The following is a 24,988-nucleotide window of genomic DNA, read 5'->3' on the forward strand; positions in this document are numbered from 1 at the left end:
TCCCATCATTGAAGTTGCCTGCCGATATTGCCAGCAAACAAAACCCGTCCGTAAGCATGGAACAGGAAAGGCAGGATTTTCCTGATACTACTGTCAACAATGTTGGTTTTTTCACCACCGATGATTGGGGGTTGCTACGCACGAAAAATCGTGTCAGAAAAACACCATTACAACGCATTTGCGCCATAACCATAAATGTCATGTTATCAGGTGAGAGAGAGGCCTTTTCCCTGCCCGACGATAACAGCGGGCTCATTACCGCATAGCCAAACACTGGACATCACCTGTATAAATAACCATACTTACTCCTACCATCCTTCCCTATCTCGCTTGCGATAAAAGGCCGCTTAGTGACTCAGGTTCGTCAGGGGTTTCTACTGACCCGCCATTGGAACGATACACCAGCCGGCACGCAGGTTGAATTCTGGCTGGCCACCGATGAGGGCCCGCAACTCGCACGCCTGCCGGTACAGCAGGCCGTTGCCTTTATTCCAGCACAGCAAGAAGCCCGCGCAAGAACGCTTTTACAGCAGGAAAAACGCTGGCAGTTAAAACCGCTCGCCATGCAGGATTTCCACCATCAGCCGCTGCTAGGGCTGTATTGCCCACAATACCGCCAGTTGCTGCGACTGGAGAAATTGCTGCGTGAAGGTGGCGTTCAGATTTACGAAGCGGATATTCGGCCGACGGAACGCTTTCTGATGGAGCGCTTTATCACCGCGCCCGTGTGGTTTAGCGGTAACCCAACGTCAGGTAGCCTGCTGACGGAAGCCCGCATGAAGCCCAATCCTGATTACCGCCCGACGCTCAAACTGGTGTCGTTGGATATCGAAACCACCCGCCACGGCGAGCTTTACTGCATCGGGCTGGAAGGCTGCGGACAGCGTCAGGTTTACATGCTTGGCCCGCCGAACGGCACGCCTGCCGAGCATGAGGATTTTACGCTGGAGTATGTTGCCAGCCGTCCGTTGCTACTGGAAAAGCTGAATACCTGGATGCAGCAGCACGATCCCGATGCCATCATCGGCTGGAATCTGGTGCAGTTTGATCTGCGTGTCTTGCAGAAACATGCCGAGCGCTACAACATTCCGCTCAAGCTGGGGCGCAACGGTCAGGCGTTAGAATGGCGGGAGCACGGCTTTAAACAGGGGCATTTTTTTGCCAGCGCCACCGGCCGTTTGATTATCGACGGCATTGACGCGCTCAAATCTGCGACGTGGAATTTTGCCTCGTTTAGTCTGGAATTCGTCGCGCAGTCGCTGTTGGGGGAAGGCAAAGCCATCGACACGCCCTATCAGCGGATGGATGAAATCGACCGCCGTTTTGCCGAAGATAAACCCGCTCTCGCGCGCTATAACCTGCAAGACTGCGAACTGGTCACGCGTATTTTCGACAAAACCGAGCTGCTGCCTTTCTTGCTAGAACGCGCCAGCGTCACTGGTCTGGCGGCCGACCGCAGCGGCGGTTCCGTGGCGGCATTTTCCCACCTTTATTTACCGCGCATGCATCGCATGGGTTACGTTGCCCCGAATCTGGGTGACGTCGCACTTGAAGCCAGCCCCGGCGGATTTGTGATGGATTCGCGTCCCGGACTGTATGATTCGGTGCTCGTGCTGGATTATAAGAGCCTCTACCCTTCTATCATCCGCACGTTCCTGATCGACCCAGTCGGGCTGGCGGTGGGAACACAGAATCCTGACGCTCAGTACGCCGTCTCCGGCTTTCGCGGAGCGTGGTTCTCCCGCGAACAGCACTGCCTGCCGGCGATTGTCGAGCAGATCTGGCAAGGGCGTGAGGCGGCGAAGCGCGCCAATAATAAACCTCTGTCTCAGGCGCTCAAGATCATCATGAATGCCTTTTACGGCGTACTGGGCGCGACAGGCTGTCGCTTCTTCGATCCGCGTCTCGCCTCCTCCATCACCCTACGCGGCCATGAAATCATGCGCAAAACGCGCGAACTGATCGAGGAACAGGGCTATCAGGTAATTTATGGCGATACCGACTCCACCTTTGTCTGGTTGAAGCACGCGCATAGCGAAGAAGAAGCAGCAAAGATTGGCAAAACGCTGGTGCAGCACGTTAACCAATGGTGGACGCAGCATTTGCAAGACACTCAGCAGTTGACCAGTGCGCTGGAGCTGGAGTTTGAAACGCATTTTCGCCGCTTCCTGATGCCAACGATTCGCGACGCGGAACAAGGCAGTAAAAAACGCTACGCCGGCCTGATCGACACGCCACAAGGCGAAAAGATGGTATTCAAAGGGCTGGAAACCGTGCGCACCGACTGGACACCGCTGGCGCAGCAATTTCAGCAGCAGCTCTATCTGCTGATTTTTCAGCAACAGCCTTATCAGGACTGGCTGCGGGATTATGTCGATCGTACCCTGAACGGTGATGTTGACGACCTGCTGATCTACCGTAAACGGCTGCGCCGCCGGCTCGATGATTACCAACGCAACGTGCCGCCCCACGCCAGAGCCGCGAAAATCGCCGATGACTATAACCGCCAGCAAGGGCGACCGCTGCAATACCAAAACGGCGGCTGGATCAGCTATGTGATGACCGTCAACGGCCCCGAACCGCTGGAAACCCAGCATTCTCCGCTGGATTACCAGCATTATGTCGAACGCCAGCTCCAGCCCGTCGCGGACGCCATTCTACCGTTCCTGCACGACGATTTTGCTACACTGGTAACCGGCCAGATGGGCTTGTTTTAAATGAAAGGGGTTAATTCGCGCCACAGCAAGTTTGAGGGGTGACGAACGCACCGTCATCTATTACCATAACGCCCTTTCTGAATTTGCATCAGCAGCATTATCAGCACCCGATAATGTAATCAGACATTCCTCCGACACAGACGAACATCGAGCTAAGAATTTATGCCTTTTACACTTGGTCAGCGCTGGATCAGCGATACGGAAAGCGAACTTGGACTGGGAACGGTTGTTGCCGTCGATACGCGTATGATTACGCTGCTTTTCCCTGCCAGCGGTGAAAACCGACTTTATTCCCGCAGCGACGCCCCCATCACCCGCGTGATGTTCAATCCCGGCGACACCGTCACAAGCCATGAAGGCTGGCAGCTCAAAGTGGATGACGTGCGAGAAGAAAAAGGGTTGCTAGTGTATTGCGGCCAACGCCTGGACGATGAAACGTCGGCGGAACTGCGTGAAGTCTTTTTGGATAGCAAACTGACGTTTAACAAACCGCAAGATCGCCTGTTCGCCGGACAGATCGATCGTATGGATCGCTTTGCCCTGCGCTATCGCGCCCGCAAGCATCAGAACGAGCAGGCGCGACAACAATGGGGCGGATTGCGCGGCATGCGTGCCAGCCTTATCCCCCATCAACTTCATATCGCTCATGAAGTCGGCCAACGCCACGCGCCACGCGTTTTGCTGGCGGACGAAGTCGGACTGGGAAAAACCATTGAGGCGGGGATGATCATCCACCAGCAACTGCTGGCGGGTCGTGCTAGTCGCGTGCTGATTGTCGTGCCGGAAACGCTGCAACACCAGTGGCTGGTCGAAATGCTGCGCCGCTTTAACCTGCTGTTTTCCCTGTTTGACGACGAGCGCTATGCCGAAGCCAAGCTGGACAGCAGCAATCCGTTTGAAACTGAACAGTTGGTCATCTGCTCACTGGGATTTGTGCAACGCAGCGCCCAGCGCTTTGCGCAGCTCGTCAACGCCGACTGGGATCTGCTGGTGGTGGATGAAGCCCACCATCTGGTCTGGAGCGAAGAAAGCCCCAGCCCAGAATATCAGGCTATTGAAACGCTGGCACGCGCCACGCCGGCCGTTCTGCTGTTAACCGCGACGCCGGAACAGCTTGGCCAGCAGAGCCACTTTGCGCGCTTACGCCTGCTCGATCCCAATCGTTTCCACGACTATAAGGAGTTCGTTGCCGAACAGCAGCAGTACCGTCCGGTCGCCGATGCCGTCACGTTGCTGTTAGCGGGCGAAAAGGCTAAAACGGCTGAACTGAATGCGCTGAGCGATCTGCTGGGCGAGCAAGACATCGAGCCGTTACTGAAAGCCATCAACAGCGATAGCGATGACAATCAGAAGGCGCGTCAGGAACTGATCACCATGTTGATGGATCGCCACGGCACCAGCCGCGTGCTGTTCCGTAACACGCGTCAAGGGGTTAAAGGCTTCCCGCAGCGTGTCCTGCATCAAATTCGCCTGCCGCTGCCGGCGCAGTACCAAACGGCGATTAAAGTATCCGGCATTATGAACGCGAATAAGGCGCTGGAAGTCCGCGCCCGCGACATGCTGTACCCGGAACAAATTTATCAACAGCTCGAAGGGGACGATGCCACCTGGTGGAACTTCGATCCACGCGTAGAATGGTTACTGAACTACCTGACCGCCAATCGTAATGAAAAAATCCTAGTGATCTGTGCGCAGGCAGCCACCGCGCTACAGTTGGAGCAAGTGCTGCGCACGCGTGAAGCGATCCGCGCCGCCGTCTTCCACGAAGGGCTGTCGATTCTGGAACGTGACCGCGCCGCCGCCTATTTTGCTTCCGAAGAAGAAGGTGCGCAGGTGCTGATCTGTTCAGAGATTGGTTCCGAAGGCCGTAACTTCCAGTTTGCCAGCCATTTAGTGATGTTCGATCTGCCGTTCAACCCCGACCTGCTGGAACAGCGTATTGGTCGTCTGGACCGTATCGGGCAGGCCAAAGAAATTCAGATTCTGGTGCCGTATCTGGAAAGCACCGCACAGGCGTTGCTGGTGCGCTGGTATCACGAAGGGCTGGACGCATTTGAGCACACCTGCCCGACAGGCCGTACCATCTATGATGCCCACCACACGCAGCTGATCGAGCGACTGACGACAGTCGGTGAACAGCAGGGACTGGATGAGTTTATCCATGTTTGCCGTCAACAGCACGACAGCCTGAAACAACAGCTTGAACAAGGCCGCGATCGCCTGTTGGAAATGCATTCTAACGGTGGCGAACAGGCTCAACTGCTAGCGCAAGCCATTGCCGAGCAGGATAATGACGTCAATCTGGTGACATTCGCCCTGAACCTGTTCGATATTGTTGGCATCAATCAGGAAGATCGCAGCGATAACCTGATCATCCTGACGCCATCCGATCATATGCTGGTGCCAGACTTCCCGGGCCTACCGCAGGACGGCTGTACGATCACTTTCGATCGCGATCAGGCGCTCTCTCGCGAAGATGCACAGTTTATCAGTTGGGAACACCCGCTGATCCGTAACGGGCTCGATCTGGTGCTGTCCGGCGATACCGGCAGCTGTGCGGTGTCACTGCTGAAAAATAAAGCGCTGCCGGTCGGCACACTGTTGGCGGAACTGGTTTACGTGGTGGAAGCGCAGGCACCAAAACACCTGCAACTGACCCGCTTCCTGCCACCTACGCCGGTTCGCCTGCTGATGGATCGTAAAGGCACCAATCTGGCAGCACAGGTTGAGTTTGAGAGTTTCAACCGCCAGCTCAACGCGGTAAACCGTCATACATCCAGCAAGTTGGTGAATGCGGTACAGGCCGATGTTCACGCCATGTTGCAACAGGCGGAAGCGCTGGTCGAAACGCAGGCACGACAGCTCATCACCGAAGCTCAGGAGCAGGCTGACCTGCAATTGCGCCGCGAGCTGGAACGTCTGGAAGCGTTGAAAGCCGTCAACCCTAACATTCGTGAAGATGAGCTGACCGCGCTGGAAAACCAGCGCGAGCAAGTGCTGAGCAACCTGCATGAAGCCAACTGGCGTCTGGATGCGATCCGTCTGGTTGTGGTGACACACCAGTAATGTTCCGCCCGTACTATGCGTTATGCGTATTATGGGCAGCCAGACTTTTCAGCACACGGATAGTTGCATATTAGGGAAAGCACGGGGATGAGGTTTCCGCAGGAACACCTCGCCCCGTGATAAGCCCGTGTATCTCGGTCAAACAGCAACGACGTCCCTGTTTCTTGCCTATTTTTGGAGCGTGAATGGAACCCTATAATCCGCCTACCGATCCCTGGTTGCCTATTCTGTACCAGGATCAGCACATCATGGTGGTGAATAAACCCAGCGGTCTGCTGTCGGTTCCCGGCCGTGCGCCAGAACACAAAGACAGCGTCATGAGCCGTATTCAGGCTGACTATCCGACCGCAGAATCCGTACATCGTCTGGATATGGCAACCAGCGGCGTGATTGCCGTTGCCCTCACGAAAGCCGCCGAGCGCGAATTAAAGCGTCAGTTTCGCGAGCGTGAACCCAAGAAATCCTACCTTGCCCGCGTCTGGGGACATATGGCGCAAGATGAGGGCGTCATCGACCTGCCACTGATCTGCGACTGGCCGAACCGCCCGAAACAGAAAGTCTGCTTTGAAACAGGAAAATCAGCACAGACGGAGTATCAGGTACTTTCGCGTGACGCTGACGGTACAACACGCGTCAAGCTGATGCCGATTACCGGTCGCTCCCATCAACTGCGAGTCCACCTGCTCGCGCTGGGTCACCCTATCCTCGGCGATGGCTTTTATGCGCACCCCGATGCCAAAGCACTGGCCCCCCGTCTTTTACTGCATGCACAAGAACTGGCTATCACGCACCCCGCTTTCAATACCCCAATGCACTTTCGTTGCGAAGCCGATTTCTGAGGCAAACTCACTGAAGGTATTTGCAAATCGGTGTTTGGTAGAGCATTAAAATGGGGAAGTAATGAAGAGGAAGGATGCGGATTATTTTGTCTGATTCGCGCTTTTCAACAGTTCATAGGCGGCCTGAATATCCTGCGCCTTGCGCTTGGCCATCTCCATCATCCTTGGCGAAAGCTTCTTGGCGACCAGCTTATCGGGATGATGTTCGCTCATGAGTTTGCGGTAGGCGCGCTTAATCGTCACAGCGTCATCGCTGCTGCGCACGCCTAGCGTACGGCAGGCACTTTCGACCGTTGGCCCTCGCGGCGGTGAAGCCGGGCGTTGGCCGCCATAAGAGTGTCCGTTGGAGTAACCCCCGCTGGAGTGACCGTTACTGCGACGCTGATACGATTTACCGTTCTGGCGTGACTGATTCTGCCGCGACTGCTGCCCCGTGGTACTTTCCATATTCCGCAGAAAGAACTCAAACTGCTCGCGCGTCACCCCCAACTCATCGGCAATCACGTACAACACGCGTCGTTCGTTAGGATGCAGAACGCCATCAACAAACGCGACCTGAAGCTGAATTTCCAGAAACATCTTAATTAAATCAAAACGTCCCAGACAGGCATCGCGCAGCTTGCGTAATTTTATTCGCAGAGGGAAATGGCTGGTTTTTCCTTCTCGGAAAGCCCGTTGAGCGGCAGCTCTGGCCTCACCAAATAGCTCAAGGCGATCCATCATTTTGGTCGCGATCCTGATATCAGCTTCCGTCACCCGGCCTTTGGATTTGGTCAGGTGTCCCATGGCCTGAAAGGTCGTGAGAAAGAACAATGACTGACGGGTAGACTGAGCAGAGAAATAATCACGGCGACGCGATGCCCGAGCTTTGTCAATCCAATGCCCCATCAGTAAGCCCATGATCATTCCCCAGATGCCAGCACTTGAGACGATTCCCAGCGCCAACCCCAGCAACTTTCCCCAATACCGCATATACTCCTCAAATCCTCATGCCGTCAGCCAAAAATTGCTTTATCATACCTGTCATTTATCTTTGCACCTAACGGCGGTGCGTATAGGCGGTGGGGATTTAACACTGGCGCAACGCTAACGAGTGATATAGTCTCTGACCGTTTGCCAGCATGATGCCCCTGATGACGGAACACCTGATACCACGTATGAAAAAAAGTTTCCCAACTCTGCTGGCCACTCTGGTTTGGTCGGCGCTTTACAGCCAGCACGCGCTGGCCGATCTCGCTCAACAGTGCATCCTGGGTGTACCTACGTACAACAGACCGCTGGTAACAGGCGATCCCAACCAGTTGCCGGTCAAGATTCAGGCTGACAAAACCGAAGCCAGTTATCCCGACAACGCCAAATTCATCGGCAATGTTAACATCCAGCAGGGCAACAGCGTCATGACCGCCGAACAGGTGGAACTGAACCAGATGGATCCGACAACGCAGGGTAGCACACCAACGCGTACTATTACTGCAACGGGAAATGTCCACTACGACGACAATCAGGTTATCCTGAAAGGCCCTAAAGCGTGGGCCAACTTGAACACCAAAGATACCGACGTCTATGAAGGCGACTATCAGATGGTGGGCCGTCAAGGGCGTGGTTCCGCCGACAAAATGAAAATGCGTGACAGCAATCGCTACACCATTCTGGAAAACGGCTCCTTCACTTCCTGTCTGCCGGGAGATAATAGCTGGAGTGTCGTCGGTTCGGAAGTGATTCAAGACAGAGAAGAGCAAGTTGCTGAAATCTGGAATGCGCGTTTCAAGATTGCTGGCGTACCTGTGTTCTATAGCCCGTATTTACAGCTTCCTATCGGCGATAAACGACGCTCTGGCTTCCTGATCCCCAATGCGAAATACGGTAGCAGCAATGGCTTCGAACTGCTGACGCCCTATTACTGGAATATCGCCCCTAATTTTGACGCCACGATCACGCCGCATATGCAAACCAAACGTGGTATGCAGTGGCAGAACGAATTCCGCTACCTGACCACGCCAGGCCTTGGCGTTATTCAATTCGACTGGCTACCCAGCGACAGTGAATACGCCAAATATACACCACAGGACGATAATGATACCCGTTGGTTGTTCCACTGGGGTCACAGCGGCGTGATGGATCAGGTGTGGCGTTTTGACGCGGACTATACAAAAGTCAGTGACGATCGCTACTTTACCGATCTGGACTCGCAGTATGGCTCAACCACCGATGGCTACATTACCCAAAAATTCAGTGCGGGCTATGCGAACCAAAACTGGAATACCACGTTGTCCACCAAACAGTTTCAGGTTTTTTCCAATGCGACCAGCCGTGATGTCTATCGTGCAGAGCCGCAGCTCGATATCAATTATTACCAGAATGATATCGGCCCAGTTGATATGCATCTTTATGGTCAAGCAGTAAAATTTACCAACGTCAACGACAATCGGCCGGAAGCGACTCGTCTGCACGTTGAACCAACGCTGAATCTGCCGCTGGCAAACCGCTGGGCTAGCCTGAATACCGAAGCCAAGCTGTTGGCGACACACTATCAGCAGGATAACCTAGATCGCTATCGTGCCTCCTCGACGCCAAACATTGCCCAAGAGACAAAAGATGCACTGAAAGATTCAGTGAATCGGGTGATGCCGCAATATAAAGTCGATGGCAAAATGGTCTTTGAACGCGAAATGGACTGGTCGCAGGCCTATACCCAAACGCTGGAACCTCGCGCGCAGTACCTTTACGTGCCTTATCGCGATCAGAGCGGTATCCATACCTATGATTCCACGCTTATGCAGACTGACTATTCCGGCCTGTTCCGCGATCGCAGTTACAGCGGTCTGGACCGCATCGCGTCCGCGAATCAGCTTGTGACCGGTGTCACCACGCGTATTTATGATGATACGTTGGTTGAACGTTTTAACGCTTCTATTGGTCAAATCTATTACTTCGATCGCCCACGCACGGGTGACCGCAGCACGTCACTCGATAAAAGCGATAACAACGGTAGCCAAGTATGGGCAGGTGACTCCTTCCTGAAAATCGATGACAGATGGGGTGTTCGCGGAGGTCTGCAGTATGACAATCGCCTGAACGAAGTCGCGCTGGGCGATGCCGTGTTAGAATACCGTCGCGACGCGGAACGTCTGGTGCAGTTGAATTATCGTTACGCGAGCCCAGAATATATCCAGGACATGATCCCTAATGTCACGAACCCTGGCTTCCAGCAAGGTATCTCGCAGGTCGGTATCACCGCAAGCTGGCCGATTGTCGAGCGTTGGGCGGTGGTTGGCGCTTATTATTACGACACCAAAGCCAATCAGCCGGCAAACCAACTGATTGGTTTACAGTATAATACCTGTTGTTGGGCCGTGAGCGTCGGTTATGAACGTAAAATTACCGATTGGAACAGAGCCAGTCGCAGCAGCGAATACGACAACAAAGTGTCATTTAATATCGAATTACGTGGTTTAAGCAGCAATTACAGTCTGGGTTCCGAAAAAATGCTTCGCTCGGGTATTTTGCCTTACCAGCGCGCATTCTGATGTCATCCAGAGTGCTTAGCCGATAAGGGCAAACAGGCTGTCTCACTGAAATGTTGGAACTTTTAACCCGCCTTGCGGATGAAATAATGGGAAAGGTATGAAGAACTGGAGAACGCTTATTCTCGGATTGGCACTGAGTGCCTCTACCGCGTTCGCAGCACCACAGGTGGTTGATAAAGTCGCAGCAGTGGTCGATAACAGCGTCGTGTTGGAAAGTGATGTAAACAGCCTTTTGCAGTCGGTAAAACTGAACGCCCAGCAGGCCGGGCAACAGTTACCGGATGATGCCACGCTGCGTCATCAGATTACCGATCGCCTGATCATGGATAACATCATCCTGCAAATGGCGCAGAAGATGGGTATTCAGGTGACGGATGAGCAACTGAATCAGGCGATTACCAATATTGCTGCTCAGAACCGGATGTCTCTGGACCAGCTAAAAAGCCAATTGGCTTATGAAGGTCTGAACTACAACACCTACCGTAACCAGATTCGCAAAGAGATGCTGATTTCGGAAGTACGTAACAACGAAGTCCGTCGTCGCATTACCGTATTGCCTCAGGAAGTCGATACGCTGGCTAAGCAAATCGCCACCCAGACCGGTGAAAACGATGAGCTGAATCTGAGCCACATTCTGATCTCATTACCGGAAAACCCGACTCAGCAGCAGGTTGATGAAGCGGAAAATCTGGCAACATCGCTGGTGAAACAAATCAGTGACGGTGCGGATTTTGGTAAGCTGGCCATTACTTATTCATCTGATTCTCAGGCGCTGAAAGGCGGTCAAATGGGTTGGGGTAAGCTGCAAGAGATCCCAACGCTGTTTGCTGAACGCTTAACACAGGCGCAGAAAGGTCAGGTCGTTGGCCCGATCCGTTCTGGTGTGGGTTTCCACATTCTGAAAGTGAACGATATTCGCGGCGGTAACAAAAGCGTATCGGTAACCGAAACGCATGCTCGCCATATTCTAATCAAACCGTCTGTCGTCATGACGGACAGCCAGGCGCAAGCCAAGCTGGCCGAAGTGGCACAGCAGATCAAAAACGGCAGCACCGATTTTGCCTCACAAGCCAAACTGCTCTCCCAGGATCCTGGTTCAGCGAATCAGGGCGGCGACCTTGGCTGGGCTTCTCCAGATATGTACGATCCGGCCTTCCGCGATGCGTTGTTGAAACTGAAGAAAGGCGAAATCAGTCAGCCTGTTCATTCCTCTTTTGGCTGGCACCTGATTCAGTTGCTAGACACCCGTCAGGTTGATAAAACCGACGCGGCGCAAAAAGAACAAGCGTACCGTATGATCTTTAACCGTAAATTCGCTGAAGAAGCGCAAACCTGGATGCAGGAACAGCGTGCGGCGGCCTATGTCAAAGTAATTAATGGTGCCAGTAACTAATGCAGATTGAAACTCATGCAGACTGAGAGCAATACGCCACGCGTTGTGATCACCCCCGGCGAACCCGCCGGGATTGGCCCCGATCTGGTGATTGCTCTGGCTCAGCAGGCCTGGCCTGTAGAGCTCGTGATCTGTGCGGATCCTGACCTGTTACTCAGTCGCGCATTGCATCTGTCTATGCCGCTGACACTGCGTGACTATCAACCCGGCCAGCCCGCACAACCACAACAGGCGGGTAGCCTGACCATTCTGCCGATCGCCGCACCAGCAACCATCATTCCAGGCCAATTGAATGTCGCTAACAGCGCTTATGTGGTTGAAACGTTGACGCGTGCTTGCGATGGCTGCCTGAATGGTGAATTCGCCGCGCTGATTACCGGCCCAGTGCATAAAGGCATTATCAACGATGCTGGCGTCCCCTTCAGCGGACACACTGAGTTTTTCGCCGATCGCAGCCGCTGTGACCGTGTCGTCATGATGCTGGCAACAGAAGAACTGCGCGTCGCCTTAGCGACCACGCATCTTCCGCTTGCAGCCGTTTCTGCGGCGATTACCCGCCAGAGCCTGCACGAAGTCATCACGATTTTGCATCATGATTTGCAGACAAAATTCGGTATCGCTCAACCGAAAATCTATGTATGTGGGCTAAATCCTCATGCCGGTGAAGGCGGCCATATGGGCCGTGAAGAGCTGGATGTGATTAACCCAGCGCTGGACGAACTCCGGCAGCAGGGCATCACGCTGGTTGGGCCGTTGCCTGCCGACACGCTTTTCCAGCCAAAGTATCTGCAACACGCTGACGCCGTTTTGGCGATGTATCACGATCAAGGGCTCCCAGTTCTGAAATATCAGGGCTTCGGGCGCGCCGTTAATATCACGTTGGGGTTACCTTTTATTCGTACGTCGGTCGATCACGGTACAGCGCTTGAGCTGGCCGCAACCGGCAGCGCCGACCCCGGCAGCTTCATCACGGCATTAAATCTTGCCATTAAAATGATAAAACACAGTAATGAATAATCGCGTACACCAAGGTCACTTCGCCCGTAAACGTTTTGGGCAAAACTTTTTAAACGATCACTTCGTGATCGATAGCATCGTTTCGGCGATTCATCCTCAACCTGGTCAAGCGATCGTCGAGATCGGTCCCGGCCTCGGCGCGTTGACTGCGCCCGTTGGCGAACGGATGGATCGTTTTACCGTTATTGAGCTGGATAGGGATCTGGCAGCGCGCCTGGAAACGCATCCGACGCTGAAAGACAAGCTGACGATTATTCAGCAAGATGCCATGACGATCGATTTCGCCGCGCTCGCTGAACAGGCTGGGCAACCGCTGCGTGTTTTCGGCAACCTGCCGTATAATATTTCCACACCGCTGATGTTCCACTTGTTCACCTATACTCAATCTATCCGCGACATGCACTTTATGTTGCAGAAAGAGGTGGTTAACCGCTTGGTGGCAGGGCCGAACAGTAAAGCCTTTGGACGCCTGAGCGTCATGGCACAGTATTATTGTCAGATAATCCCAGTGCTTGAAGTACCACCAGAGGCATTCAAGCCCGCGCCTAAAGTTGATTCAGCCGTAGTGCGACTCGTTCCTCATGCCGAGATCCCCTACCCGGTCAGCGACATTCGCGTGCTGAGCCGCATCACGACGGAAGCGTTTAACCAGCGCCGTAAGACATTGCGTAACAGTCTAGGCAACCTGTTCACCCCGGAAATCCTCACCGAGCTGGGGATCAATGTAACCAGTCGCGCAGAGAATGTGACCGTTGAGCAATATTGCCGATTGGCGAACTGGCTGAGCGAGCATCCTGCAAAACAGGAATAACTGGAGTTCATCATGATTAATGCGCCCCGTGTTTGTTTACAGGTTCAAAGCTTCTACGTGGAATCACAGTCGGAGCCTGATGAAGAACGTTTCGTGTTTGCTTACACGATTACGATCCGCAATCTGGGGCGTCATGAAGTCCAGCTTTTGGGGCGTTATTGGCAGATCACCAACGGTAACGGCCGCCAGACTGAAGTTCAGGGTGAAGGCGTCGTCGGCGAACAGCCGATTATCCAGCCCGGCGGCGAATTCCACTATACCAGCGGTGCCGTCATAGAAACGCCTCTTGGCACGATGGAAGGCCACTACCATATGGTTGACCATCAAGGTAAAGCGTTTCAGGTCCCAATCCCCGTTTTCCGTCTGGCTATCCCTTCACTGATACATTAATTATGTCTACCTATTTAGTTGGCGATGTTCACGGCTGTTACGTTGAACTCAACGCGCTATTGGCGCAAGTTTCCTTTAATCCAGAGCAAGATACACTTTGGTTAACGGGTGATTTAGTCGCACGGGGGCCGGATTCGCTTCAGGTTCTGCGGTTTGTTCGTTCTCTCGGTTCTTCTGTCCGTATGGTGCTTGGCAATCACGATCTGCACCTGCTGGCCGTTTATGCCGGTATCAGCCGTAATAAGCCGAAAGATCGTCTCAACGACCTCTTCACCGCACCGGACGCCGATGAGCTTATCAACTGGCTACGTCGCCAGCCGATCTTGCAGGTTGATGAAGAGCTGAAGCTGGTTATGGCGCACGCGGGCATCACGCCGCAGTGGGATCTGCCGACGGCGCTTATGTGTGCACGCGAAGTCGAGTCGATCCTGAGCAGCGACAGCTATCCGCTTTTCCTCGATGCCATGTATGGCGATATGCCGAACCACTGGAGCCCGGAGCTCAGCGGTCTGGCTCGTTTACGCTTTAGCACCAATGTCTTTACCCGTATGCGCTACTGCTTCTCTGGCGGACAACTGGATATGCTGTGTAAAGAGCCACCGAGTCATGCCCCTTCTCTGCTAAAACCGTGGTTTGAGCTGCCGAGCCAGGTTACCGAGGAATACGCTATTGCGTTCGGCCATTGGGCCTCGCTGGAAGGGAAAGGCACGCCGGAGAACATTTACGCGCTGGATACCGGGTGCTGTTGGGGGGGAGATCTGACTATGCTGCGTTGGGACGATAAGCGCTATTTCACGCAACCGTCGCTTTCATCAAACACTTCATCAACTGACGAGCTTTCTGGCGATAGCGCGCCCTTATCGGGTGAGTAAAGGCTCGAAAGCCGTTGCTCCATCGCCAACCGTGCCAAAGTCATAAAAAGGGGAAAGTCGTCTCAGACTGAGCCTTTTTGGATGATGGTACGGCCAGTGGTTGAGAAGCCGCAGAATATTGCACCACCAGCATCCCCATCACGATTAACGCGACACCCGCGATTCGCCCCAGCGTCGCAGGCTTCACCGCCAACCCCATCAAACCAAAATGATCGATGATCAGCGATGCCACCACCTGCCCAACAATCACGCAGACAATAAAACCTGAGGCTCCGAGCTTTGGCGTCAGCAATAAGGCGGCGGTGATATAGGCCACGCCTGCCACGCCGCCCAGCCAGATCCACCACGGCCCCTGCAAGGCATTGCCCAGTGTTGGCGTGGGTACCCGAGCAGCAAACAGAATCGGCAACAGCACGCAGATGCTAACCAGCAGTGAGACCAGCGTTGCCCAAAGTGGATGGCCTAACGAGCGCCCCAGCATCGCATTACTGGCGGCCTGAAAAGGCACAATGCTCCCAGCGAATACCGCAATACCCAGCGGCAACAATAATGAGAGAGAAAAAGAAGAGAATAACGACATAGAGTCCCCTGATTCACAATATAAGTTCACAACGTAATTGGGATGTTCCAATACTCCATCATCCATTAAACTGATGGAAATTCGTAATTCATACGAAAGGCATTCATAAAATGGATGATTTACGGCGTATCGATATGAATCTGCTGCTAACGCTTCATGCACTGTTGACGGAAAAACACGTCACGCGGGCGGCACTGCGCCTGCACCGCAGCCAGCCTGCCGTCAGCCATTCACTAGCACAGCTTCGCCAGATTTTTAACGATCCGCTGTTAGTCCGACGTGAAGTCGGTCTGACGCTGACGACGCGCGCTCAGGCGCTACTCGGCCCGCTGGAACTCGCGCTTGATCAACTAAATGGCCTCATACAAGCTCCGCAGTTCGATCCACGCCATAGCACGCGACATTTCCGTTTGGCGCTTTCTGATTACGGTACGAATGCCGTTTTGCCAACGCTCATGCGGCATCTACGCGTGCAGGCTCCCGGCGTTTCGCTGGCCGTCAGTCATGCCGGCCGTGAAATGATGCTGGCACAGTTGATTGATGGAGAAATCGATTTAGGCCTCGGCGTATTTCCTGAACGCCCGTCTGAAGTACACGCCGAGCTTCTCTTTGAAGAACAGTTTGCCTGTCTGGCCGACCACGCCACGCTGCCGGAAAACGGTACGCTGTCGCTTGAGGCATGGCTGGAACGACCACATATTCTGGTCACCATGCATCCCGATTCAGCCAATGAAGTGGACAGCGCGCTGGCTGCAAGCGGCCTGTCGCGCAATGTCGTGCTGACGCTGCCCCACTGGCACGCCGCCATCAATCTCATTGCCGGTACTGACCTGATTTTGACTGCCGCACGGCGCAGCATGGCCCACATCACTACGCTAGATTTGCACATTTTTCCGCCTCCATTCGTGATACCCGACTTTGCATTCCAGCAGGTGTGGCATACGCGACGCGAGAGCGATCCAGCGCATCGCTGGCTGAGACACGCCATTTGGGAAAGCTGTCAGGCGGGGAAGTAAACATCGGGCCAGAAACGAAAAAACCCGCAACAAGACGGGTTTAGTGAGTCATCGACAGAATGTTATCGCAGGAAAGGCGCTTAGCGACGTTCCAAAATTTCGAAGCAGTAACTGTGTGAGTTGCGCTCGTCAGCATCATGGAATTCGCTGAAAACAGACTGCCACTCATCCGGCTCATAGTCAGGGAAATGCGTGTCGCCTTCCACTTCGGCATCAATGTGCGTCAGATAGAGGCGATTAGCCTGCGCCAGCATTTGTTGATAGATACTGCCGCCGCCAATCACCATCACTTCCTCGACGTCGCCCGCTGCCGCCAGCGCAGCGTCCAGCGAAGAGACCCAGGTCACACGATCGTCATCACCGGGATGATTGCTGACGACAATGTTCAGCCGGCCGGGCAGCGGCTGACCGATAGAACGGAAAGTATTACGCCCCATAATAATCGGCTTATTAAGCGTATTACGCTTAAACCATGCAAGATCGGCTGGCAAATGCCACGGCATCGCGTTTTCCATACCAATCACGCGATCCACTGCCAGTGCAGCAATCAAACTAATAACCATGGTGAAAAAACCCTGTAGGCCAGAAAATTGCAGACACTATACGGAAAGCCCTTTCGCTCGTCGATATAGATACAAGACCGAAACGTAATATAAGCGTTTTATACTCCCGGCCGTTTACGGTAGAGCCAGATCCCCGGTAAAGACAGGCCGATAGAGAGCGCACCGACGATAAAACTAGCCTTCAGAAAATTGGTTATCATGACGCTCATCAGCGCTTCGCTGTAGCCAAGATGCGAAATCTCTACCACCGAAATCATCGCCGTATAGGCAGAAATACCGGGAAACATCGGGATCACCGCCGCTACGGTAAAGACTTTCGGATGCGCCAGCAGCCAGCGTGACCAGCGAATACCGATGATGCCAATCAATATCGCCGCCAGAAACGACGCCCATTCGATATTCATGCCGAAATGTATCGCCAGAAACCGTACGCCATGCCCGACACCACCTAGCAGTGCACAGTAAGGCAGTACTTTCAGCGGGACGTTGAAGACCATCGCAAAGCCCAACGCAGGAACCGCCGCCAGCACCATATCCTGCAAGAGTGCCCACAGTAAACTTAAGCCCATCCGCGTAACCCCCACAGCGACATCGCCATCACCACACCAATACAGGTCGCCAGCGTCAGTAAACTCGCGACCGTCCAACGTGCCAGACCGGTATTTACATGCCCTTTAAACATATCCGCCACGGCGTTAATCAACGGGAAGCCGGGAACCAGCAACAGCACGCTCGCCGCCATCGCGACCGTTGAGGTTTGTTCAAAAGCAGGCAAACGCATCAACAGCCCAGATGCCGACGTCGCCACAAACGCCGTAATGCAGAAGTTGATCAACGGATTCAGGTGCCGCGCCGTAAAGACCTGTCGGATATACATTGCCAGGCCGCTGGCGAGCAGCGTGACGATAAACGCATCCCATCCGCCGCCGTTCAAACGGCTGAAGCAGCCGCAGGAAAGTGCGACAACGGAAACCATCAGCCAGCGCGGATAACGCAACGGTTTGATATTTCCCAGACGTTTTTCCACCCCTGCCACATCTAGCAGCTTATGCTCAGCCATGATGACCGCATGCTGAACCTCAATGACGACGTGCATATTAATACCGCGATCCGCATTCTTCCGCGTTGACGTTAGGCAATGCCCCTGCATGATGGTGGTCAGCACAATCGAATTTGCTGAGATGGAGCTCTCAACGCTATCAGCGCCGAGTGCCATACCTAGCCGTGACGACAACTGCTCTACGACCATGCTTTCTGCGCCATGCTGTAACAGCAACAGCGCACATTGGATGCACAGTCGGGTTATTTCCCGCTGCATCGGTGCTTCCCCCATCTGTTTTTCGGCACTACATTGTTTTTCACTACTGAATGGTTCACAGTTCTCACGTTCACTGACCATGTTGTTATCTCAACCCGCCCCTGAAATTAACCGCAAAAAATGAAAGGACAATTGTTAACATATCGCCGCCGAATAACCAATAAGTGTGATGCGAATTCATTATTCTGGCACTATGATTTCCCTCGGCCCCTCTCTTTCTTCACTGCCTGGAATGACCATGTTAGAAACATCACTGTTTGTCGCGACCATCGCCACGCTGGGGATGCTCTCTCCCGGCCCCGACTTTTTCCTCGTTATCAGGAATGCGGCGCGCTATCCACGTGCTGCTGCAATGATGACCGCCTTTGGCGTCATCTGCGGCGTAGCAACTCACATGGCGTACTGCGTCGCTGGGCTAGCCGTCGTCATCACCACCACGCCTTGGCTGTTTAATGTACTGAAATATGCAGGTGCCGCCTATCTGATCTGGATCGGTATTCAAGCGCTATTCGCGCGCAGCGGAAGCAAAATGGACGTATCAAATCTGACACAGCAAAGCGTCAGCCTGAAAAAAGCGTTCCTCCAAGGCTATCTCTGCAACCTGCTGAATCCGAAAGCCACACTCTTCTTTCTGGCGATGTTCACTCAGGTTCTGAATATTCACTCAGGCCTCGGTGAAAAACTGTGGTACGCCATGATTATCTGGCTGCTCTCTCTCGTCTGGTGGCCGCTGTTGGTGGTACTTTTCCAAAGCGAACCAGTACGCCGCGGATTGGCTAAAGCACAGAAACTGGTGGATAAGCTGCTCGGCACAGTATTAATCGCGTTAGGTATCAAAGTCGCGCTAGGTTAACACCCAAAACGCTTACCATGAAAAAAGCCAGCGCTGTTACCAACGCTGGCTTCACTATCGGCTTACTGCCTACCGAGGTCGGTCAATCAGCCTTTAATCATCGCATGCATTTCCTGTACGGAAGTGACCTTCTCCGTCGGATCTGCCGTCAACGACATCGCGGTCGCGAAACCACCGTTCAGCGTGGTGTCGTAGTGCACCTTGTATTGCAGCGCACTGCGGCGAATCAGCTTAGAGTCTTCAATCGCCTGACGTCCTGCGGTGGTGTTGACGATGTAGGTGTACTCACCGTTCTTGATGCGGTCCTGAATGTGCGGACGACCTTCATGCACCTTGTTCACCAGACGCGGATTAATGCCCGCTTCGCCCAGCTCAATCGCCGTGCCATGCGTCGCATCCAGCTCAAAGCCGTACTTCAACAGCTTAGCCGCCAGATCCACCACGCGAGCTTTATCACCTTCACGCACTGACAACAGGGCGCGTCCGGTTTTCTTCATGTGCGAGTTACTGCCCAGCATCGCTTTAGCAAACGCTTCAGCAAACGTGCGGCCCACGCCCATCACTTCACCGGTTGAACGCATTTCTGGCCCGAGGATCGGGTCAACGCCAGGGAATTTGTTGAACGGCAGCACCACTTCTTTTACGGAGTAGTACGGCGGGATAATTTCTTTCGTGACGCCCTGCTCAGCCAGCGTTTTGCCTGCCATCACGCGTGCCGCGACTTTAGCCAACGGAACGCCCGTCGCTTTCGAGACAAACGGTACGGTACGCGCCGCACGTGGGTTCACTTCAATCAGATAAACTTCGTTATCCTTCACCGCGAACTGCACGTTCATCAGACCACGAACGCAGAGTTCAAACGCCAGTTTCTCAACCTGCTGACGCATCACGTCCTGAATCTCTTTGCTCAGCGTATAAGCCGGCAGTGAACAAGCTGAGTCACCGGAGTGAACGCCCGCCTGCTCGATGTGCTCCATAATGCCGCCAATCAGCACACGCTCGCCGTCACAAATCGCATCAACGTCGACTTCGATAGCATCGTCAAGGAAACGGTCCAGCAGAACTGGCGCATCGTTGGACACGCTAACGGCGTTTTGGAAGTAGCGACGCAGGTCGATTTCGTCGTACACGATTTCCATCGCGCGGCCGCCCAGAACATAAGAAGGACGGACAACCAGCGGGTAGCCGATGCCACGCGCTTTTTCTACCGCCTGCTCAATGGTCGCGACCGTGGCGTTAGCCGGTTGCTTCAGCCCCAGACGATTAACGGCCTGTTGGAAGCGCTCGCGGTCTTCTGCGCGGTCAATCGCGTCCGGGCTGGTGCCAATCACTGGCACACCTGCGGCTTCCAGCGCACGCGCCAGTTTCAGCGGCGTCTGGCCACCGTACTGCACGATCACGCCTTTTGGCTTCTCGATGCGGACGATTTCAAGCACATCTTCAAACGTTACCGGCTCGAAGTACAAGCGGTCAGACGTATCGTAGTCTGTTGACACGGTTTCCGGGTTACAGTTGACCATGATGGTTTCATAACCATCTTCACGCAGCGCCAGTGAAGCGTGGACGCAGCAGTAGTCAAATTCGATCCCTTGACCAATACGGTTCGGTCCACCACCCAGTACCATGATTTTGTCACGATCCTGAGTCGGATTGGCTTCACACTCTTCTTCATACGTGGAGTACATGTACGCTGTATCGGTCGCAAATTCTGCCGCACAGGTATCGACGCGTTTATAGACGGGATGCAGGTCGAACTTATCGCGCAGCTTGCGAATTTCGCTTTCCGCCACGCCAGCCAGTTTCGCCAGACGCGCATCGGCAAAGCCTTTACGCTTCAGCGTACGCAGGAATTCGGCATCCAGCGCAGTTGCACCTTTTTCAGCAACCTGCTCTTCCAGACGCACCAGCTCTTCAATCTGCACCAGGAACCAGCGGTCAACGTTGGTCAGGTTAAACACGCCATCGACAGACATCCCCGCGCGGAAGGCATCAGCGATGTACCAGATACGCTCTGCACCCGCATCTTTCAGCTCGCGGCGAATTTTGGTCAGCGCTTCTGGATCGTCCAGATCCACTTTCGGATCGAAGCCGGTTGCGCCCACTTCCAGGCCACGCAGCGCTTTCTGCAAGGATTCCTGCTGCGTGCGGCCAATCGCCATCACTTCACCCACAGATTTCATCTGCGTGGTCAGCCGGTCGTTGGCACCCGCGAACTTCTCGAAGTTAAAACGTGGAATCTTGGTCACAACGTAGTCGATAGCGGGTTCGAAGGACGCTGGCGTACGGCCGCCAGTGATGTCGTTCATCAGCTCATCGAGCGTGTAACCTACAGCCAACTTGGCCGCGATTTTCGCAATCGGGAAGCCCGTCGCTTTAGAGGCCAACGCGGAAGAACGTGATACACGCGGATTCATTTCGATAACAATCAGACGGCCAGTTTTCGGGTTTACCGAGAACTGAACGTTGGAACCGCCCGTTTCTACGCCGATTTCACGCAGTACCGCCATCGAGGCGTTACGCATGATTTGATATTCTTTATCGGTCAGCGTTTGCGCCGGTGCGACGGTGATGGAGTCTCCGGTGTGGATCCCCATCGCATCGAAGTTTTCGATGGAGCAGACGATGATGCAGTTGTCGTTCTTATCACGCACCACTTCCATCTCATACTCTTTCCAACCGATCAGCGATTCATCGATCAGCAGCTCTTTGGTTGGAGACAGATCCAGACCACGTTCGCAAATCTCTTCGAACTCTTCACGATTGTACGCGATACCGCCACCGGTGCCGCCCATCGTAAAGGAAGGACGGATGATGCACGGGAAGCCGACGTCAGCCGCAACCGCCAGCGCTTCTTCCATATTGTGTGCAATACCGGAACGCGCGGTATCCAGACCGATCTTCTTCATTGCTACGTCGAAGCGGCGGCGATCTTCTGCTTTATCAATCGCATCCGCCGTTGCACCAATCATGGTAACGCCGAATTCGGCCAGCACGCCCTGACGTTCCAGCTCCAGCGCACAGTTCAGCGCAGTCTGGCCGCCCATCGTTGGCAGCACCGCATCTGGACGCTCTTTTTCAATGATTTTGCGCACCACTTCCCAGTGAATCGGCTCGATGTAGGTCGCATCGGCCATTTCCGGGTCGGTCATGATGGTTGCTGGGTTGGAGTTCACCAGAATAACGCGGTAACCCTCTTCACGCAGCGCTTTACACGCCTGTGCACCCGAGTAGTCAAACTCACACGCCTGGCCGATAACAATCGGGCCTGCGCCCAGAATCAGGATGCTTTTAATATCTGTACGTTTTGGCATTTTCTCGCTCCTGATTATTTAGCTGAAGAACGGTAAGTCTGAATCAAGTCAATAAAGTGGTCGAACAGCGGCGCGGCATCGTGCGGGCCTGGGCTCGCTTCTGGGTGACCCTGGAAGCTGAACGCGGGCTTATCCGTGCGGTGAATCCCTTGAACCGTATGGTCGAACAGGGATTTATGCGTGACGCGCAGCGTGGCAGGCAGATTATTTTCATCAACCGCAAAGCCGTGGTTCTGCGCGGTAATCATCACACAGTTGTTATCCAGATCTTTGACCGGATGGTTGCCACCGTGGTGACCCAGCTTCATTTTGATGGTCTTGGCACCGCTCGCCAGTGCCAGCAGTTGGTGACCCAGACAAATGCCGAATACCGGAATATCCGTTTCCAGGAAGGTTTTGATCGCGCGAATCGCGTAGTCGCACGGTTCCGGGTCACCCGGGCCGTTAGAGAGGAAAATGCCGTCTGGATTCAGCTTCAGTACGTCCTCAGCAGGTGTCTGCGCCGGAACCACCGTCAGGCGGCAGCCGCGATCCACCAGCATACGCAGAATGTTGCGTTTCACACCATAGTCATAAGCCACAACGTGGTAAGGCAGTTCGCTTTCGTTTTTCGCCGCTGGCAATTCGCCTTCCAGCGTCCAGCTTCCCTGTAACCAGTTGTAGCTTTCTGGCGTCGTCACTTCTTTTGCCAGATCCATGCCCTTCAGCCCTGGGAACGCTTTCGCTTTCTCCAGCGCGACAGCAGCATCCGGCGCATCGCCCGCGATGATGCAGCCATTCTGTGCGCCTTTTTCACGCAGCAGACGGGTCAGTTTACGGGTATCGATATCAGCAATGGCGACGATGTTGTTGCGTTTGAGGTATTCAGACAGGCTTTCTTCACTACGGTAGTTGCTGGCAATCAGAGGTAAATCACGAATAACCAGACCTTGAGCCTGTACAGAGGGGGATTCTTCATCGTTGGCATTGGTGCCGACATTACCGATATGGGGATAAGTGAGAGTGACAATCTGGCGGGAATAGGAAGGATCAGTAAGGATTTCTTGATAACCGGTCATCGACGTATTGAAGACCACTTCCCCCACTGCCGACCCTTCTGCCCCAATGGCCCGACCGTGGAATTGGGTTCCGTCTTCCAGAACCAATAGCGCTGACTTAATCAAAACACCCTCCAAGGAATAAACAATCACGTTATTTGCATATTAATTCAGATTTGAGTCACTAAATCAATGCAAAAACTACCCGTAAGGCCAATTTTTGGCAAATTGGGCGCATTTTAATGATGGTCTTCCCGATTGTCTACCCAAACCGCTTTTTTTCTCTTATTTTTATGCTTTACGAAATAAATAGTGGCCCACTGACGTAAAAAACCCTATCAACTGAGAGAAGTAAACGGTTGCGAGACAACATTGCTAAAATAAGAGTAACAAATCACCAGCCAAGGACATTTTGAGAGTAAGGAGGGAAAATCATCACTAAAAAATAGAATAAAACACAAACAAAAATCAATGGTGATAGAAAAAATAATCCAAAAAGATAAAAGTAAAGGTGATCATAAAAATAACCACCTTTATCAGTTAGATATAATATCTATATAAAAATTAAATACTATAAATCATTCAGAGAAAGCACATCTCTCATATCAAAAATGCCACTTTCTTTCGAACTAATCCAGATAGCGGCTCTTACTGCACCATTGGCAAACGTCATACGGCTGGATGCCTTGTGGGTAATCTCAACGCGCTCGCCAATGTCAGCAAACATCGCCGTATGTTCACCGACAATATCGCCCGCTCGCACGGTCGCAAAACCAATGCTTTTCGGATCGCGTTCACCCGTATAGCCTTCACGCGCATACACGGCACAGGACTTCAGATCGCGTCCCAACGCATCGGCGATCGCTTCGCCCATCGCCAGCGCGGTACCCGATGGCGCATCCACTTTGTGACGGTGGTGTGCTTCAATGATTTCGATATCAGTATAGTCGCCCATGACCTTGGCCGCCTTTTCCAGCAGCTTCAGCATGACATTGACGCCAACGCTGAAGTTCGCCGCAAACACAATCCCGATATCCTGCGCAGCCTGCTTAATCGCCGCTTTCCCTGCGTCATCAAAGCCAGTTGTGCCAATAATCATGCCTTTACGGTGCTGACGACAAAACGCCAGATGCGCTAAGGTGCCTTCCGGGCGAGTGAAGTCGATCAAAATATCGAAATCATTCTGCACGGCATCCAGACTTTCATTCACGGTAATACCGCTTTTACCCAGCCCAGCAAGTTCGCCGGCATCGCTTCCTATCAGAGACGAACCAGAACGCTCCAGCGCCGCGCCCAATACCACGCCGTCCATTTGCTCGATAGCCTGAATCAGTTGGCGTCCCATACGGCCGCCCGCGCCTACAACCGCAATACGGATGGATGAATCCTTCATAATGTCTCTCTCTTTTTGATCCTGACGACATAAAAATAACATCAGGTTAACGGGCGCTGCGCACTATCGCCAGCGGATTTACCGCCAGATTAGAAAATACTGTTTGAAGCCGCAGAAAATCAGCAAAACTGTCTAACCACAGACAGCAAAATGGCGCATCAGAGCGATGAAAAGCCGCAAGGTATTTGAAGATAAGCAAAAGTGGTCAAAATTAAACCACATGGCATAACGCATAAAAATTCATTTTTATGCATTAACATTTTCATGGGTGAATAACAGGGGAAC

The 24,988-nt window shown here is 53.4% G+C and carries 19 protein-coding genes and 1 pseudogene; 12 read left to right on the forward strand and 8 right to left on the reverse strand.

The annotated features are described in order from the left end of the window. Positions 1 to 4 precede the first annotated feature (4 nt). The 4 genes and pseudogenes from IG609_RS20670 to rluA form a co-directional block, all read left to right on the forward strand. Positions 5 to 82 (forward strand): annotated as a pseudogene (locus IG609_RS20670) (IS1 family transposase); the annotation flags it as partial. Between the two features lie 268 nt (positions 83 to 350). Next, positions 351 to 2,717 carry a DNA polymerase II gene (locus IG609_RS17125; RefSeq protein ID WP_193398242.1) on the forward strand — a complete coding sequence of 789 codons (2,367 nt, stop codon included), beginning with the start codon at positions 351 to 353 and terminating at the stop codon, positions 2,715 to 2,717. Between the two features lie 162 nt (positions 2,718 to 2,879). After that, the gene (gene rapA / locus IG609_RS17130; protein ID WP_193398241.1) at positions 2,880 to 5,783 is read left to right on the forward strand and encodes an RNA polymerase-associated protein RapA; all 2,904 of its coding nucleotides are present in this window, start codon (positions 2,880 to 2,882) and stop codon (positions 5,781 to 5,783) included. Positions 5,784 to 5,968: 185 nt separating this feature from the next. Further along, positions 5,969 to 6,622 (forward strand): bifunctional tRNA pseudouridine(32) synthase/23S rRNA pseudouridine(746) synthase RluA, encoded by a 654-nt coding sequence (gene rluA / locus IG609_RS17135; protein WP_193398240.1) that lies wholly within the window; start codon positions 5,969 to 5,971, stop codon positions 6,620 to 6,622. Positions 6,623 to 6,703: 81 nt separating this feature from the next. Here the strand turns inward: rluA and djlA are convergent, their stop codons facing one another. Further along, on the reverse strand, positions 6,704 to 7,594 hold the full coding sequence (djlA, locus tag IG609_RS17140) for a co-chaperone DjlA (RefSeq protein WP_116155400.1): 891 nt from the start codon (positions 7,592 to 7,594) through the stop codon (positions 6,704 to 6,706). A gap of 185 nt (positions 7,595 to 7,779) precedes the next feature. Between djlA and lptD the strand changes: the two genes are divergently transcribed. The 6 genes from lptD (at position 7,780) to apaH (ending at position 14,632) form a co-directional block, all read left to right on the forward strand. Then, complete coding sequence (gene lptD, locus IG609_RS17145; RefSeq protein ID WP_226374125.1) at positions 7,780 to 10,149, forward strand: LPS assembly protein LptD; 2,370 nt, start codon at positions 7,780 to 7,782, stop codon at positions 10,147 to 10,149. Positions 10,150 to 10,246: 97 nt separating this feature from the next. After that, entirely contained in the window at positions 10,247 to 11,542 is a 1,296-nt protein-coding gene (gene surA / locus IG609_RS17150) for a peptidylprolyl isomerase SurA (protein ID WP_180785314.1), read from the forward strand. 15 nt (positions 11,543 to 11,557) lie between these two features. Further along, entirely contained in the window at positions 11,558 to 12,559 is a 1,002-nt protein-coding gene (gene pdxA, locus IG609_RS17155) for a 4-hydroxythreonine-4-phosphate dehydrogenase PdxA (RefSeq protein ID WP_193398238.1), read from the forward strand. After that, a complete protein-coding gene (gene rsmA, locus IG609_RS17160; RefSeq protein ID WP_193398237.1) occupies positions 12,552 to 13,370 on the forward strand; it encodes a 16S rRNA (adenine(1518)-N(6)/adenine(1519)-N(6))-dimethyltransferase RsmA in 819 nt (272 codons plus the stop codon). The genes pdxA and rsmA overlap by 8 nt, the downstream gene beginning before the upstream one ends. 12 nt (positions 13,371 to 13,382) lie before the next feature. Beyond that, positions 13,383 to 13,760: a Co2+/Mg2+ efflux protein ApaG gene (gene apaG, locus IG609_RS17165; RefSeq protein WP_102117392.1), complete on the forward strand. Its 378-nt coding sequence runs from the start codon at positions 13,383 to 13,385 to the stop codon at positions 13,758 to 13,760. A gap of 2 nt (positions 13,761 to 13,762) precedes the next feature. Beyond that, positions 13,763 to 14,632, forward strand: coding sequence for a bis(5'-nucleosyl)-tetraphosphatase (symmetrical) ApaH (gene apaH, locus IG609_RS17170; protein ID WP_193398236.1), 870 nt, complete (start codon positions 13,763 to 13,765; stop codon positions 14,630 to 14,632). 40 nt (positions 14,633 to 14,672) lie between these two features. Here apaH and IG609_RS17175 read toward each other — a convergent pair whose 3' ends face one another. Further along, positions 14,673 to 15,212 carry a DMT family transporter gene (locus IG609_RS17175; protein ID WP_193398235.1) on the reverse strand — a complete coding sequence of 180 codons (540 nt, stop codon included), beginning with the start codon at positions 15,210 to 15,212 and terminating at the stop codon, positions 14,673 to 14,675. Positions 15,213 to 15,322: 110 nt separating this feature from the next. Here IG609_RS17175 and IG609_RS17180 point away from each other — a divergent pair, with 110 nt between their 5' ends. Then, the gene (locus IG609_RS17180) at positions 15,323 to 16,228 is read left to right on the forward strand and encodes a LysR family transcriptional regulator (RefSeq protein ID WP_193398234.1); all 906 of its coding nucleotides are present in this window, start codon (positions 15,323 to 15,325) and stop codon (positions 16,226 to 16,228) included. Between the two features lie 80 nt (positions 16,229 to 16,308). Here IG609_RS17180 and folA read toward each other — a convergent pair whose 3' ends face one another. The 3 genes from folA to IG609_RS17195 form a co-directional block, all read right to left on the reverse strand. Next, positions 16,309 to 16,791, reverse strand: a complete 483-nt coding sequence (folA, locus tag IG609_RS17185) for a type 3 dihydrofolate reductase (protein WP_010299774.1) — start codon at positions 16,789 to 16,791, stop codon at positions 16,309 to 16,311. Between the two features lie 98 nt (positions 16,792 to 16,889). Further along, positions 16,890 to 17,360 carry a threonine/serine exporter gene (locus tag IG609_RS17190; protein WP_010681755.1) on the reverse strand — a complete coding sequence of 157 codons (471 nt, stop codon included), beginning with the start codon at positions 17,358 to 17,360 and terminating at the stop codon, positions 16,890 to 16,892. After that, positions 17,351 to 18,124 carry a threonine/serine exporter family protein gene (locus IG609_RS17195; protein WP_193398448.1) on the reverse strand — a complete coding sequence of 258 codons (774 nt, stop codon included), beginning with the start codon at positions 18,122 to 18,124 and terminating at the stop codon, positions 17,351 to 17,353. Before IG609_RS17195 ends, IG609_RS17190 begins: the two co-directional genes overlap by 10 nt. 223 nt (positions 18,125 to 18,347) lie before the next feature. Between IG609_RS17195 and IG609_RS17200 the strand changes: the two genes are divergently transcribed. After that, complete coding sequence (locus IG609_RS17200; protein ID WP_193398233.1) at positions 18,348 to 18,962, forward strand: LysE family transporter; 615 nt, start codon at positions 18,348 to 18,350, stop codon at positions 18,960 to 18,962. A gap of 86 nt (positions 18,963 to 19,048) precedes the next feature. Here IG609_RS17200 and carB read toward each other — a convergent pair whose 3' ends face one another. The 3 genes from carB to dapB form a co-directional block, all read right to left on the reverse strand. Next, positions 19,049 to 22,273, reverse strand: a complete 3,225-nt coding sequence (gene carB / locus IG609_RS17205) for a carbamoyl-phosphate synthase large subunit (protein WP_014916699.1) — start codon at positions 22,271 to 22,273, stop codon at positions 19,049 to 19,051. Positions 22,274 to 22,287: 14 nt separating this feature from the next. Beyond that, on the reverse strand, positions 22,288 to 23,436 hold the full coding sequence (carA, locus tag IG609_RS17210; protein WP_226374126.1) for a glutamine-hydrolyzing carbamoyl-phosphate synthase small subunit: 1,149 nt from the start codon (positions 23,434 to 23,436) through the stop codon (positions 22,288 to 22,290). Between the two features lie 445 nt (positions 23,437 to 23,881). Continuing rightward, the gene (dapB, locus tag IG609_RS17215; RefSeq protein WP_180785306.1) at positions 23,882 to 24,703 is read right to left on the reverse strand and encodes a 4-hydroxy-tetrahydrodipicolinate reductase; all 822 of its coding nucleotides are present in this window, start codon (positions 24,701 to 24,703) and stop codon (positions 23,882 to 23,884) included. Positions 24,704 to 24,988 lie beyond the last annotated feature (285 nt).

It is taken from the genome of Pectobacterium quasiaquaticum, assembly GCF_014946775.2.
Classification (GTDB): domain Bacteria; phylum Pseudomonadota; class Gammaproteobacteria; order Enterobacterales; family Enterobacteriaceae; genus Pectobacterium; species Pectobacterium aquaticum.

Excerpts from the sequence above, each read along its gene's own strand:
- rapA (WP_193398241.1), top strand. The coding sequence starts at position 2,880 with ATGCCTTTTACACTTGGTCAGCGCTGGATCAGCGATACGGAAAGCGAA.
- rluA (WP_193398240.1), top strand. The coding sequence starts at position 5,969 with ATGGAACCCTATAATCCGCCTACCGATCCCTGGTTGCCTATTCTGTAC.
- djlA (WP_116155400.1), bottom strand. The coding sequence starts at position 7,594 with ATGCGGTATTGGGGAAAGTTGCTGGGGTTGGCGCTGGGAATCGTCTCA.
- lptD (WP_226374125.1), top strand. The coding sequence starts at position 7,780 with ATGAAAAAAAGTTTCCCAACTCTGCTGGCCACTCTGGTTTGGTCGGCG.
- surA (WP_180785314.1), top strand. The coding sequence starts at position 10,247 with ATGAAGAACTGGAGAACGCTTATTCTCGGATTGGCACTGAGTGCCTCT.
- pdxA (WP_193398238.1), top strand. The coding sequence starts at position 11,558 with ATGCAGACTGAGAGCAATACGCCACGCGTTGTGATCACCCCCGGCGAA.
- rsmA (WP_193398237.1), top strand. The coding sequence starts at position 12,552 with ATGAATAATCGCGTACACCAAGGTCACTTCGCCCGTAAACGTTTTGGG.
- apaG (WP_102117392.1), top strand. The coding sequence starts at position 13,383 with ATGATTAATGCGCCCCGTGTTTGTTTACAGGTTCAAAGCTTCTACGTG.
- apaH (WP_193398236.1), top strand. The coding sequence starts at position 13,763 with ATGTCTACCTATTTAGTTGGCGATGTTCACGGCTGTTACGTTGAACTC.
- IG609_RS17175 (WP_193398235.1), bottom strand. The coding sequence starts at position 15,212 with ATGTCGTTATTCTCTTCTTTTTCTCTCTCATTATTGTTGCCGCTGGGT.
- IG609_RS17180 (WP_193398234.1), top strand. The coding sequence starts at position 15,323 with ATGGATGATTTACGGCGTATCGATATGAATCTGCTGCTAACGCTTCAT.
- folA (WP_010299774.1), bottom strand. The coding sequence starts at position 16,791 with ATGGTTATTAGTTTGATTGCTGCACTGGCAGTGGATCGCGTGATTGGT.
- IG609_RS17190 (WP_010681755.1), bottom strand. The coding sequence starts at position 17,360 with ATGGGCTTAAGTTTACTGTGGGCACTCTTGCAGGATATGGTGCTGGCG.
- IG609_RS17195 (WP_193398448.1), bottom strand. The coding sequence starts at position 18,124 with ATGGGGGAAGCACCGATGCAGCGGGAAATAACCCGACTGTGCATCCAA.
- IG609_RS17200 (WP_193398233.1), top strand. The coding sequence starts at position 18,348 with ATGTTAGAAACATCACTGTTTGTCGCGACCATCGCCACGCTGGGGATG.
- carB (WP_014916699.1), bottom strand. The coding sequence starts at position 22,273 with ATGCCAAAACGTACAGATATTAAAAGCATCCTGATTCTGGGCGCAGGC.
- dapB (WP_180785306.1), bottom strand. The coding sequence starts at position 24,703 with ATGAAGGATTCATCCATCCGTATTGCGGTTGTAGGCGCGGGCGGCCGT.